This window comes from Janthinobacterium sp. PSPC1-1 (assembly GCF_049897625.1).
Taxonomy (GTDB): domain Bacteria; phylum Pseudomonadota; class Gammaproteobacteria; order Burkholderiales; family Burkholderiaceae_D; genus Janthinobacterium; species Janthinobacterium tructae.
In genome coordinates this window covers 263,644-275,023 of record NZ_JAFCWP010000007.1, presented here as the reverse complement: position 1 = coordinate 275,023, position 11,380 = coordinate 263,644, and the positions used below count along the sequence as shown (strand labels likewise).

The window sequence follows — 11,380 nt, the reverse complement described above, 5'->3', positions numbered from 1 at the left end:
CTGATGACCATAGCAAGTTGGTCCCACCCCTTCCCATCCCGAACAGGACCGTGAAACAACTTTGCGCCGATGATAGTGCTGCAACCAGTGTGAAAGTAGGTTATCGTCAGGCTTGTTATATAAAAAAACCCCGCTAGGTGCGGGGTTTTTTTTCGTCTGCAACATTCATCGGATCAGATGCCCCAGGTGATGCTTTCACCTTCCGCCTTGGCCGAACGCAGCATCTCCATCAAGGGATAGGCGCGCTGCGAAAAATGTACTTTTTGCGCGCGCGCATGTGCGCCCGATTCGCCATCTTCCAGCGTTTCCGGCGTATGTGTATCGTGCTCGATGTCGTTTTCCGGATGTAATTTGCTTTCCGCGACTTCTTTTTCCAGCAGGGCCAGGGCATCGCCCGCTTCCGTTGGCGTGATGACGCCGCGCGTGGGGTTCTTGTGCAGGATGTCGAGGATACGCTGGGCATGTTCCTGGTACATCAGCACTTCTGGGGAGGATTTGGATTTGAATGAGATCAACATAAGCGCTTTCTGAAACTTGTTGTTAGTGTCGAAACAATATCACGACTTGAAATATCGCACAGGCTGTCCGATTGCACGGATTGCACATTTGCAAGCTGGATATCCACATCTGTTGGACAACGCACGTATTTACAAGGGCGGCTGTTCCAGGAAGCTGCCTGTTTAAGCGATCGTTAAGTCTCAATCCAGTTTCACCGAGTCCATGAAGGTGTCGATGGTGTCACGCGACAGCTTGCGCTCTTCACCGAGAATGATGATCTGGAAGATGTGCTTGTCCTGTGCCACAAAACGGCCGACCAGCACCACAGGCTTGCCTTGCTGCGTGCCGCTGGCCTCGATGCTGAGCGAACTGCGCTGATGTATTCCGGCAGCCGTGCTGCTGGCTGCCGATGCGGACTTTTCGCTGCGCACAGTGCCGTTGATATTTTTCAACAGGGCGGTTTGCATGGCGGGCAGGGCCGCTTGCGCCTGTTCCGCACTGTCGAGCACGGCACTGCCGATGGCGAAGGTATTGCCATCAACCTCGCTCGCCGTCATGGTCAGGCTGACTTTCTTGCCATCGAGATCGATCTCGCGCGTCAGCACGGCCGGCTTGCCTGGAAACAGGGCCGTGAACTGGGCGTCGGGGCTGCGATAGTCGCGCCAGTCGAATTTCGGACTGCAGGCGGACAGGATGCTGGCGGCCGCGAGCGTAGCCAGCGAGAGGGCAAGTGATGGTTTTTTCATCAGCAGATGGTAGCAGTGCCGCCAATCACGCGCAATCGCGCACGTGTGGCTTTCACAGGTCGTTTTATACTTCACGCAGTACGCGCCGGTACTGGATCGCTTCGGCGACATGCGGCTGCGTGATCGCGGGGCTGCCTGCCAGGTCGGCGATGCTGCGCGCCACGCGCAGTACCCGGTGGTAGGTGCGCGCCGACCAGTGCAGGCGCGCCATGGCGCCATGCAACAACTGTTCGCCATGTGGCTCCAGGCGACAATGCTGTTCGATTTCCGTGCTGCTCAGGTGCTGGTTCGCTTTCCCCTGGCGTGCCAGTTGCAGGACAAAGGCTGCCGCTACCCGCGTGGCGATGGCTTGCGTGCTTTCGCCGGCGCCTGCGTGCCGCCCCAGCGCCGCCGGTGGCATGGCGGCAACTTCGATTTGCAGGTCGATACGGTCGAGCAGCGGGCCGGACAGGCGACTGTGATAGCGCAGCACGGCGTCGGGCGTACAGCGGCAACGGCCGGAAGCGTGGCCCAGATAGCCGCACGGGCAGGGATTCATGGCGGCGATCAACTGAAAGCGGGCAGGAAACTCGGCCTGACGGGCCGCACGCGAAATGCTGATGACGCCCGATTCCATGGGTTGGCGCAAGACATCGAGGACCCGGCGCTGGAATTCGGCGATTTCATCGAGAAACAACACACCGCAGTGTGCCAGCGAGATTTCTCCCGGGCGCGGCACGTTGCCGCCGCCCACCAGGGCCACGCCGGACGCCGTCTGGTGCGGGGCACGATAGGGGCGGCGTTTCCAGTGTTCCACCTTGAAGTGGCCGGCCAGCGAATGCACGGCGGCCGATTCCAGCGCCTCTGCATCGCTCATGGGCGGCAGCACGCCGGGAAAGCGGCTGGCCAGCATGGTCTTGCCCGCGCCCGGCGGCCCTACCATCAAGACGTTATGACCGCCCGCAGCCGCCACCTCCAGTGCGCGTCGCGCCTGCTGCTGCCCCTGCACATCGGCAAAGTCGGGATATGCAAAAACCTGCGCTGCCAGCACGGGCTGATGGCGTTGCAGGGCCGTCTGGCTGGAGCGCGCGGCAAAATGCGCGCAGACCTCGAGCAGGCTGTGGGCGGGATAGATGCAGGCATCGCTGACCAGCGACGCTTCGTCCGCGTTCGCTTGCGGCAGGATGAAGGCGCGTGGCGTGCCCGATTGGCTGCGCTGCATGGCAAAGGTCATGGCCAGTGCGCCACGGATGGGACGTAGCTGGCCCGACAGCGACAGTTCGCCCGCGAATTCGTAGTGGTGTAATTGCTCATCTGGCAACTGGCCGGAGGCGGCCAGGATGCCCAGCGCAATGGGCAAGTCGAAGCGGCCCGATTCCTTGGGCAGGTCCGCCGGCGCCAGATTGGCCGTAATGCGCCGCGCCGGCATCTCAAAGCCGCAGTTTTGCAGCGCGGCGCGGACGCGGTCGCGCGATTCCTTCACTTCCGTATCCGGCAGGCCGACTATCGTAAACGAGGGCAAGCCATTGGCAAGGTGGACTTCGACACTTACCTCGGGTGCCTCCATGCCGGCCAGGGCGCGGCTTTTCAGGACGGCCAGACTCATCAGACTCCCCTGTGGCGCGAGCGCGGTCAGGATCAGTCTAGCGCTTGAAGCGCCGTCAGGCTTGAGATATGCCAGCAAGGCCGTGTATAACGCGACCTTGCTGGCGGTACTTTATGCCTTTGGGTCGTTCAGGCGCGTTTCCAGTTCGATCAGGCGCAATTCCAGTGCGTCCAGCTTGGCGCGGGTCTTGGCCAGCACTTGCGCCTGGATATCGAATTCCTCGCGCGTGACGAGATCGAGACGGGCGAAGCCCTGGGTCATCATCGATTTCACGTTTTTCTCGATATCCTTGGCCGGCGAGTTTTCGATGGCTTGATGGATCTTGCCTTGCAAGTCGTTAAAGAAGGTATTCATGTCCATGGTCAGTCCTTTTATGGTGCGGCCTGTGCATCGCACCATTGCGGTGCACAGCGGCGTTAATCTGGTGCGAAACTGGGCGGTCCATTGTGCTTCAGCAGCCCGTATCCGCAGTCCTGGCGGCTTGCCGGGTATGTATGGACGGAAATGCACCTATCAAGATGGCAAGAGAGCTGGCACGTATTCTGCTAAAGAAGGTATGAACGCTTTGTGATCTCCAGCCAAGATTTTAAACCTCAACCGCTTTAAAAGTTCAATAAAAGGAAATCGCCATGAAGAATCTCTCCAAGAACATGACTTTAGTAGCAGCGTTGACGCTGGCCATGACCGCCGTGTGCGGTAGCGCCATGGCCCAGGATGCAGCGGCAGCGCCTGCTGCTGCCGAAGCCGTACCTGATAACGTGGTGAGCTACAACGTGGCATTGACCACCGACTACCGCTACCGTGGCGTCTCGCAAAGCCGTCTTGACCCAGCCATCAGCGGTGGTGCCGACTATACCCACAATCCGACGGGCCTGTATGTGGGCACCTGGTTGTCGAGCATCAAATGGATCAAGGATGGCGGCGGCGATACCAATCTGGAATGGGATATCTACGGCGGCAAGCGGGGCGAGATCAGCAAGGATTTTACCTATGACGTGGGCGGCCTGTACTATTTCTATCCCTCGAATGGACTGAGCACCAATGCCAACACTTTCGAGCTGTATGGCCAACTTGGCTACGGCCCTGCCTATATCAAGTACTCGCACTCGACGACCAATCTGTTTGGTGTCGCCGACAGCAAGAACAGCGGCTACCTCGATGTGGGCGCGAATATCGATATGTACGAAGGTTATCTGCTGAACCTGCATGTGGGCCGCCAGAAGGTCGCGCACAACGATTCCCTCAGCTACACCGATTACAAGCTCGGTGTCACCAAGGATTTCGGCATGGCAACCGTTGCCCTTGCCTACGTCAAAGCCAATATCACGTCGCTGGCGCCGAATGGCAAGAACCTGGCGAAAAGCGGCCTCGTACTGACCGTGTCCAAAACCTTTTAAGCGAGAATGCCATGAAAATGATTACAGCAATCATTAAACCGTTCAAACTGGACGAAGTGCGTGAAGCCTTGTCGGCTATCAATGTGCAAGGCATTACCGTCACCGAAGTGAAAGGTTTCGGTCGCCAGAAAGGTCACACGGAACTCTACCGTGGCGCCGAGTATGTCGTCGATTTCTTGCCAAAGACCAAGATTGAAGCGGCCGTCGATGACGCCATTGTCGACCAGGCCATCGAAGCGATCGAAGGTGCTGCGCGTACCGGCAAAATCGGTGATGGCAAGATTTTCGTCTACAACCTGGAACAGGTCATCCGCATCCGTACCGGTGAAACCGGCAACGAAGCGCTCTAAGGGGAATATTGATGCATAAAAATATAACAAAATTGCTCGCCGGGATAGCCTGCCTGTGTGCGTTTGGCGTCGCCACGCCAAGCTTTGCCGATGCGCCCGCCAAGACGGAGGCGGCCACGACCACGGCCGTCGCCGCCGCCGCCGTGACGCCGGTGCCTGACGTCGCGCCCGCTGCCGCCGCTCCGGCCCCGGCCGCTGCTGCGCCAGTCGCCGCGCCCGTCGCCAACAAGGGCGATACCAGCTTCATGATGATCAGCACCTTGCTGGTGATCTTGATGACCATCCCCGGCCTGGCCCTGTTCTACGGCGGCCTGGTGCGTTCGAAGAACATGCTGTCGGTGCTGATGCAAGTGTTCATGGTGTTCGCGCTGGTCATCGTGCTGTGGTGCATCTACGGCTACTCGATCGCCTTCACGGAAAAAACCGCCTTCTTCGGTGGCTTAGACCGCCTGTTCCTGAACGGTATCTGGGATCCGGCCAAGGGCACGTTTGCCGCCGCCGCCACCTTCAGCAAGGGCGTCGTCATTCCCGAGTTCGTCTTCGTGGCTTTCCAGGGCACGTTTGCCGCCATCACCTGCGCGCTGATCGTCGGCGCCTTTGCCGAGCGCGCCAAGTTTGCCGCCGTGCTGGCCTTCGTCGTGCTGTGGTTCACGTTTGCCTACCTGCCAGCGGCCCACATGGTGTGGTTCTGGACCGGTCCTGACCTGATCACCAACGCCGCCACCTCGGCCAGCGAAGCCCTGAAGGCTGGCTGGATCTGGCAAAAAGGCGCGCTGGACTTCGCCGGCGGCACCGTGGTGCACATCAACGCCGCCGTTGCCGGCCTGGTAGGCGCCGTCATGATCGGCAAGCGCGTCGGCTACGGCCGCGAATCGATGGCGCCGCACTCGCTGACGATGACCATGATCGGTGCGTCGCTGCTGTGGGTGGGCTGGTTCGGTTTCAATGCCGGTTCCTCGCTGGAAGCGGGCGATGTGGCGGCATTGGCTTTCGTCAACACCTTGCTGGCCACTGCCGCCGCCACCCTGTCGTGGGTATTTGGCGAGTGGATCAGCAAAGGCAAGCCATCCATGCTCGGTGGCGCGTCCGGCGCCGTGGCCGGCCTGGTGGCGATCACCCCGGCAGCCGGCTTTGTCGGCCCGATGGGCGGCCTGGTCATCGGCTTGCTGGCCGGTGTCATCTGCCTGTGGGGTGTGAATGGCCTGAAACGCCTGATCGGCGCCGATGATTCGCTCGACGTGTTCGGCGTGCATGGCGTGGGCGGCATCCTGGGTGCCTTGCTGACGGGTGTGTTTGCTGCACCACAACTGGGCGGTCAAGGCATCTTCGACTATGTCACCAACAAGATGTCGGCTGACCCGTACTCGATCGGCCATCAGGTGTGGGTGCAGGCGCAAGCGGTCGGTACCACCATCATCTGGTCGGCCGTGGTCTCCGTCATCGCCTATAAACTGGTCGACATCGTCATCGGCCTGCGCGTACCGGAAGAAGAAGAGCGCGAAGGCCTCGATATCACCAGCCATGGCGAGCAGGCATATCATGGTTAAATGATGGCAATATGGCATGCCAGCGCCCCGGCGCGGCATGTCTGGCTGGAAAAGGCGCCTCGTTGAGGTGCCTTTTTTTCGTTGTGGGAATGGAAAAGGTCTTTAAAACAAGGCTTTTGCCCCGATTTGGGGTACTTACACGGTAATATAGTCGGCAGTTCTGTGTGCTTTTTTGAATACTGCACATAATTTAAGGATGTAACTATGGTTCCCCATCTCGTCACGGCCCTGACCGGACCGCTGCTCGACCTCGAAAAAAAGATTCTGGCCGCGACGCCGGCCATTGAGCGCTGGTTTCGCATGGAGTGGCAAGAACATACGCCGCCCTTTTATTGCTCGGTAGACTTGCGTAACGCGGGCTACAAGCTGGCGCCAGTCGATACCAATCTGTTCCCTGGCGGTTTTCATAACCTGGCCACGGAAATGCTGCCCTTGTCCGTGCAGGCGGCCATGGCCGCCATCGACAAATATTGTCCGGACGCCCGCAACCTGCTGATGGTGCCGGAATTGCACAATACCACGCCGCAATACCTGCAAAACGTGGCGCGCCTGATGCAGATCTTCCGCCAGACGGGCCTGCACGTGCGCCTGGGCTCATGGTCGCCCGAGATCACCCAGCCGACGCCATTGGCGTTGTCAGATGGCAACATGCTCGTCATCGAGCCCCTCGTGCGCCTGAACAACGGCCGCCGCCTGGGCTTGAAGGATTTCGACCCGTGCACGATCTTGCTGAATAACGATTTGTCGGACGGCATACCCGATATCTTGCAAAATATTCATGAGCAAAGCTTGCTGCCGCCTTTGCACGCGGGTTGGGCCTTGCGCCGCAAGAGCAACCACTACACGGCCTACGATGAAGTGGTGAAAAAATTCGGCAAGATGATCGATGTCGATCCGTGGATGCTCAATCCCTTCCACGCCAAGTGCAGCGACGTCAATTTCCAGGAAGGCGAGGGCGAAGATGCGCTGGCCGCCAGCGTCGACGTGCTGCTGGCCAAGATCCGCAAGAAATACAAGGAATACGGCATCAAGGAAAAGCCGTTTGTCATCGTCAAGCCCGATGCGGGCACGTATGGCACGGGCATCATGACGGTGCGCGACGCCAGCGAAGTGCGCGACCTGTCGCGCAAGCAGCGCGAAAAAATGTCGATCGTCAAGGATGGCCAGCTGGTAACCGACGTGATCATCCAGGAAGGCGTGCCGACCTTTGAAAGCATCAAGGATGCCGTGGCCGAGCCCGTCGTCTACATGATCGACCGCTATGTGGTGGGCGGTTTTTACCGCGTGCACGCGGAGCGGGGCGTGGACCAGAACCTGAACGCGCCCGGTTCGCAGTACGTGCCGCTGGCGTTTGCCCAGCAGCATGCGGTGCCGGACTTGAAGGCCAAGCCGGGCACTGCCGCGCCGAACCGCTTCTATGTGTACGGCGTGGTGGCGCGCCTGGCCTTGCTGGCCGCGTCGCTGGAAATGGAGCGCACGGACCCGAATCCCGAGGTGTATTGATCTACCCCTGCCGCTTGCCAAGCGCGGTGACTACCGCGCCTGGCGATCTCGGCTAGAATCAAGCATTCCTTATCCAGGCTCCCCGATTGGACGCACCATGAAAATTGCATTCCTTGCCGACCCGCTGGCAGGCTTCAAGACTTACAAAGATTCCACCTTCGCCATGATGCGCGAGGCTGCCAAGCGCGGCCACGCCGTGTACGCCTTCGAGCAGAAGGACATGGCGCTGGAAGAGGGCATCGTCACGGCACTGGTAAAGCACATCGAGCTGACCGGTGACGAACACGACTGGTACAAGGTCGTCTCCACCGAGGAAGTGCGTTTGTCGGCCCTGGACGCCATCATCGAGCGCAAGGACCCGCCGTTCGACATGGAGTACGTGTATGGCACGTATTTGCTGGAACTGGCGGAAAAACAGGGCGCCTGCGTCTTCAACAAGCCGTCCGCCATCCGCGACAACAATGAAAAGCTGGCCATTGCGCAGTTTTCCGAATTCACCTCGCCGACCCTGGTAACGTCGGATGAAGCGCGCTTGCGCGCCTTCCACGCCAAGCACCAGGACGTCATCTTCAAGCCGCTCGACGGCATGGGCGGCACGGGCATCTTCCGCGTCAAGGCCGATGGCCTGAACCTGGGCGCCATCATCGAGACCTTGAGCGAGAACGGCGCGCAGACCATCATGGCGCAGCGTTTTATCGCCGACATCGTCAAGGGCGACAAGCGTATCCTCGTCATCGGCGGCAAGCCGGTGCCGTTTTCGCTGGCGCGCATCCCGCAGGCGGGCGAAGTGCGCGGCAACCTGGCCGCCGGCGGCACGGGAGTGGCGCAGCCATTGACGGCGCGCGACCTGGAAATCGCTGAAAAACTGGGCCCGATCCTGGCCGCGCGCGGCCTGATGCTGGTAGGATTGGACGTGATCGGCGACTATCTGACGGAAGTCAATGTCACCAGCCCGACCTGCTTCCAGGAAATCATGCAGCAGACGGGTTTTGATGTGGCTGCCATGTTTGTCGATGCCGTCGAGCATGGCGTTGCGCAAGCGCAGCAGCGTCAGAAGGTGAAATGACCATGGTAGGGATTTTGCTCATGACACATGCACCGTTGGGACAGGCGTTCATCGCCGCCTGCGCACATGTGTTTCGCGGGCCAACGGAACGTTTTGAAGCCATCGACGTCGTCGCCGACCAGGACCTGGCGGAAGTGCAAAAGCTGGCATCGGACGCCATCTGCCGCCTCGACGACGGCTCCGGCGTGCTGGTGATTACCGATGTGAAGGGCGGCACGCCGTCGAACTGCTGCAACAAGCTGGCCGATGCGGGGCGGGTGGAAGTCATCGCCGGCATCAGCCTGCCGATGCTGCTGCGCGCCATCACGTATCGCCGCGACACGCTCGACGTGGTGGTGGAGATGGCGCTGGCCGGCGCGCAAAGCGGCGCCGTGCGCGTCGATAACCGCATCCGCGTGGGCGAGTAAAGAGTGACATGGCCGCCGCCCTGAAGGCGGCGGGTTTTATAGCTAGGGCTGGCAACAATGCAGTGCATTCAGGGATAGAGACCATACAAAAATGATTCAAAGAGAACTCGAAATCATCAACAAGCTGGGACTGCACGCACGCGCCTCCGCCAAATTTACCCAGCTCGCCGCCAAGTTCAAGAGCGACGTCTGGCTGACCCGCAATGCGCGCCGCATCAACGCCAAATCCATCATGGGCGTGATGATGCTGGCCGCCGGCAAGGGCGCGAAAGTGACCCTGGAAGCCGAGGGTGATGATGAGCAGGCATGTGTCGATGCGCTCACCGCCCTGATTAATGACAGGTTTGGCGAAGGCGAGTAATGCCTGCCGAACGTAGCCGCAGCCGCATTCCGACAGGTCACCCCATGGCATCTTTCACGCTCCACGGCATCCCGGTCTCCCGCGGCATCGCCATTGGCCGCGCGCATCTGCTGGCGCCGGCCGCCCTTGACGTCAAACATTACCTGGTCGCCCAGGAACAGATCGAAGCTGAAGTCCAGCGTCTGCAAAACGCCATCGCCGCCGTCCACAAGGAACTGCAAACCCTGTGGAACGAGCTGCCGAAAGACGCGCCCACCGAACTTGGCGCGTTCATCGACGTGCACGCGCTGATCCTGTCGGACCCGCTGATCGCCGAAGCGCCGCTCGACATCATCCGTTCGCGCCATTACAACGCCGAATGGGCGCTGCTGACGCAAATCGATGAATTGTCGGCGCAGTTCGACGAAATCGAAGACCCGTATTTGCGCGAACGCAAGGCCGACATCCAGCAGGTGGCCGAGCGCGTATTGAAAGTCTTGCTGGGCACGGAACAGCTGTTGCCCAAGGCGGCGGCCGAAGATGAATTGCTGGCGCAGATGATCGTGGTCGCCCACGATATTTCGCCGGCCGACATGCTGCAGTTCCGCGACCGTTCCTTCATCGGCTTCATCACCGACGTGGGCGGACAGAACTCGCACACGGCCATCGTCGCGCGCAGCCTGGATATCCCGGCCGCCGTCGGCATGTCGCAGGCGTCGATGCTGATCGAGCAGGACGACTGGCTGATCATCGACGGCGACGCCGGCGTGGTCATCGCCAACCCCAGCGCGCTGGTGCTGGAGCAGTACCGCGAGCGCCAGGTGGCCATGCAGCGCGCGCGCAAGAAGCTGGGCAAGCTGAAAAAGACACCGGCCGTCACCAAATGCGGCACCCCCATCACCCTGCTGGCGAATATCGAACTGCCCGAGGATTGTCCGTTTGCGCTGGAGTCCGGCGCCAGCGGCGTGGGCCTGTTCCGCTCCGAATTCCTGTTCATGGGCCGCGCCCACAAGATTCCCACCGAGGATGAGCAGTTCGAGGCTTACCGCAACACGGTGCAGTCGATGAAAGGGCGCGTGGTGACCATCCGCACGCTCGACATCGGCGCCGACAAGCCGCTCGACCAGTCCGACCATACGGCCTTGAATCCCGCCCTGGGCCTGCGTGCCATCCGTTACTGCCTGGCCGAGCCGCAGCTGTTCCTGACGCAGCTGCGGGCCATTCTGCGCGCCTCGGCCTTCGGCAAGGTGCGCATCCTGATCCCCATGCTGGCGCATGCGTTCGAGATCGACCAGTCGCTGGCCATGATCGCGCAAGCCAAGGCCAGCCTGCGCGAGGAGGGCGTCAAGTTCGACGACGCCGTCGAAGTGGGCGCCATGATTGAAATTCCCGCTGCCGCGCTGGCCCTGCCCATGTTCGTCAAGCGCATGGATTTCCTGTCGATCGGCACGAATGACCTGATCCAGTACACGCTGGCCATCGACCGCGTCGATTACGAAGTGGCGCATTTGTACAATCCGCTGCACCCGGCCGTGCTGCAACTGATCTCCATGACGATTGCCGCCGGCCACAAGGCGGGCATCGACGTGGCCGTGTGCGGCGAGATGGCGGGCGACGTGAAGCTCACGCGTTTGCTGCTGGGGATGGGACTGCGCGAGTTTTCCATGCATCCGGCCCAGCTGTTGGCGGTCAAGCAAGAGATCCTCAACAGCGACCTGGGCCTGATCGCACCACAAATGCGCAAAATTATGCGTTCCATGGAACCAAATGTGATCGCGGAAGCCGTACAACAGTTGCAGCTCATGTAAACTGTCGCTGTATCAGCATCAGGACACGTCGCGCGCGGCAAGAGGTGTCCTGATGCTACAGTTGCAGCACCTATCATCGCGGTGCTGCATCGACCATGGCCCGTGGGGCCACCCCCTTTTATAAACCGACACA

12 protein-coding genes and 1 rRNA gene are annotated in these 11,380 nt (G+C 60.5%); 9 read left to right on the top strand and 4 right to left on the bottom strand.

The window, feature by feature from the left end:
* Positions 1–112, top strand: a 5S ribosomal RNA gene (gene rrf / locus ACP7EG_RS22150).
* Positions 113–173: 61 nt separating this feature from the next.
* Here the strand turns inward: rrf and ACP7EG_RS22145 are convergent.
* From ACP7EG_RS22145 to ACP7EG_RS22130, 4 genes are all read right to left on the bottom strand, one after another.
* Positions 174–518 carry a DUF1840 domain-containing protein gene (locus ACP7EG_RS22145; RefSeq protein WP_141171650.1) on the bottom strand — a complete coding sequence of 115 codons (345 nt, stop codon included), beginning with the start codon at positions 516–518 and terminating at the stop codon, positions 174–176.
* Between the two features lie 180 nt (positions 519–698).
* Positions 699–1,244: a hypothetical protein gene (locus ACP7EG_RS22140; RefSeq protein WP_426089306.1), complete on the bottom strand. Its 546-nt coding sequence runs from the start codon at positions 1,242–1,244 to the stop codon at positions 699–701.
* A 64-nt stretch (positions 1,245–1,308) separates the two neighbouring features.
* Positions 1,309–2,829 (bottom strand): YifB family Mg chelatase-like AAA ATPase, encoded by a 1,521-nt coding sequence (locus ACP7EG_RS22135; protein ID WP_426089305.1) that lies wholly within the window; start codon positions 2,827–2,829, stop codon positions 1,309–1,311.
* Between the two features lie 111 nt (positions 2,830–2,940).
* Positions 2,941–3,189 carry an accessory factor UbiK family protein gene (locus ACP7EG_RS22130; RefSeq protein ID WP_035824443.1) on the bottom strand — a complete coding sequence of 83 codons (249 nt, stop codon included), beginning with the start codon at positions 3,187–3,189 and terminating at the stop codon, positions 2,941–2,943.
* Between the two features lie 269 nt (positions 3,190–3,458).
* On the opposite strand from ACP7EG_RS22130, the gene ACP7EG_RS22125 reads away from it, so the two are divergent.
* The 8 genes from ACP7EG_RS22125 (at position 3,459) to ptsP (ending at position 11,247) form a co-directional block, all read left to right on the top strand.
* Positions 3,459–4,226 carry a TorF family putative porin gene (locus tag ACP7EG_RS22125; protein WP_426089304.1) on the top strand — a complete coding sequence of 256 codons (768 nt, stop codon included), beginning with the start codon at positions 3,459–3,461 and terminating at the stop codon, positions 4,224–4,226.
* An 11-nt stretch (positions 4,227–4,237) separates the two neighbouring features.
* Positions 4,238–4,576 (top strand): P-II family nitrogen regulator, encoded by a 339-nt coding sequence (locus tag ACP7EG_RS22120; protein WP_010393464.1) that lies wholly within the window; start codon positions 4,238–4,240, stop codon positions 4,574–4,576.
* Between the two features lie 11 nt (positions 4,577–4,587).
* On the top strand, positions 4,588–6,123 hold the full coding sequence (locus tag ACP7EG_RS22115) for an ammonium transporter (RefSeq protein WP_426089303.1): 1,536 nt from the start codon (positions 4,588–4,590) through the stop codon (positions 6,121–6,123).
* Positions 6,124–6,327: 204 nt separating this feature from the next.
* Positions 6,328–7,626: a glutamate--cysteine ligase gene (gshA, locus tag ACP7EG_RS22110; protein ID WP_426089302.1), complete on the top strand. Its 1,299-nt coding sequence runs from the start codon at positions 6,328–6,330 to the stop codon at positions 7,624–7,626.
* Positions 7,627–7,723: 97 nt separating this feature from the next.
* Complete coding sequence (gshB, locus tag ACP7EG_RS22105; protein WP_332861236.1) at positions 7,724–8,692, top strand: glutathione synthase; 969 nt, start codon at positions 7,724–7,726, stop codon at positions 8,690–8,692.
* Between the two features lie 2 nt (positions 8,693–8,694).
* Complete coding sequence (locus ACP7EG_RS22100; RefSeq protein WP_035824452.1) at positions 8,695–9,099, top strand: PTS sugar transporter subunit IIA; 405 nt, start codon at positions 8,695–8,697, stop codon at positions 9,097–9,099.
* 91 nt (positions 9,100–9,190) lie between these two features.
* Positions 9,191–9,460: an HPr family phosphocarrier protein gene (locus ACP7EG_RS22095; RefSeq protein ID WP_034749416.1), complete on the top strand. Its 270-nt coding sequence runs from the start codon at positions 9,191–9,193 to the stop codon at positions 9,458–9,460.
* A gap of 44 nt (positions 9,461–9,504) precedes the next feature.
* The gene (gene ptsP, locus ACP7EG_RS22090; RefSeq protein ID WP_426089301.1) at positions 9,505–11,247 is read left to right on the top strand and encodes a phosphoenolpyruvate--protein phosphotransferase; all 1,743 of its coding nucleotides are present in this window, start codon (positions 9,505–9,507) and stop codon (positions 11,245–11,247) included.
* The last annotated feature ends 133 nt before the right edge of the window (positions 11,248–11,380 follow it).

What these genes read in the sequence shown, in the direction of transcription:
- gshA (WP_426089302.1), top strand. Translation starts at nt 6,328, where the DNA reads ATGGTTCCCCATCTCGTCACGGCCCTGACCGGACCGCTGCTCGACCTC.
- ptsP (WP_426089301.1), top strand. Translation starts at nt 9,505, where the DNA reads ATGGCATCTTTCACGCTCCACGGCATCCCGGTCTCCCGCGGCATCGCC.
- ACP7EG_RS22120 (WP_010393464.1), top strand. Translation starts at nt 4,238, where the DNA reads ATGAAAATGATTACAGCAATCATTAAACCGTTCAAACTGGACGAAGTG.
- ACP7EG_RS22125 (WP_426089304.1), top strand. Translation starts at nt 3,459, where the DNA reads ATGAAGAATCTCTCCAAGAACATGACTTTAGTAGCAGCGTTGACGCTG.
- gshB (WP_332861236.1), top strand. Translation starts at nt 7,724, where the DNA reads ATGAAAATTGCATTCCTTGCCGACCCGCTGGCAGGCTTCAAGACTTAC.
- ACP7EG_RS22095 (WP_034749416.1), top strand. Translation starts at nt 9,191, where the DNA reads ATGATTCAAAGAGAACTCGAAATCATCAACAAGCTGGGACTGCACGCA.
- ACP7EG_RS22135 (WP_426089305.1), bottom strand. Translation starts at nt 2,829, where the DNA reads ATGAGTCTGGCCGTCCTGAAAAGCCGCGCCCTGGCCGGCATGGAGGCA.
- ACP7EG_RS22140 (WP_426089306.1), bottom strand. Translation starts at nt 1,244, where the DNA reads ATGAAAAAACCATCACTTGCCCTCTCGCTGGCTACGCTCGCGGCCGCC.
- ACP7EG_RS22130 (WP_035824443.1), bottom strand. Translation starts at nt 3,189, where the DNA reads ATGGACATGAATACCTTCTTTAACGACTTGCAAGGCAAGATCCATCAA.
- ACP7EG_RS22145 (WP_141171650.1), bottom strand. Translation starts at nt 518, where the DNA reads ATGTTGATCTCATTCAAATCCAAATCCTCCCCAGAAGTGCTGATGTAC.
- ACP7EG_RS22100 (WP_035824452.1), top strand. Translation starts at nt 8,695, where the DNA reads ATGGTAGGGATTTTGCTCATGACACATGCACCGTTGGGACAGGCGTTC.
- ACP7EG_RS22115 (WP_426089303.1), top strand. Translation starts at nt 4,588, where the DNA reads ATGCATAAAAATATAACAAAATTGCTCGCCGGGATAGCCTGCCTGTGT.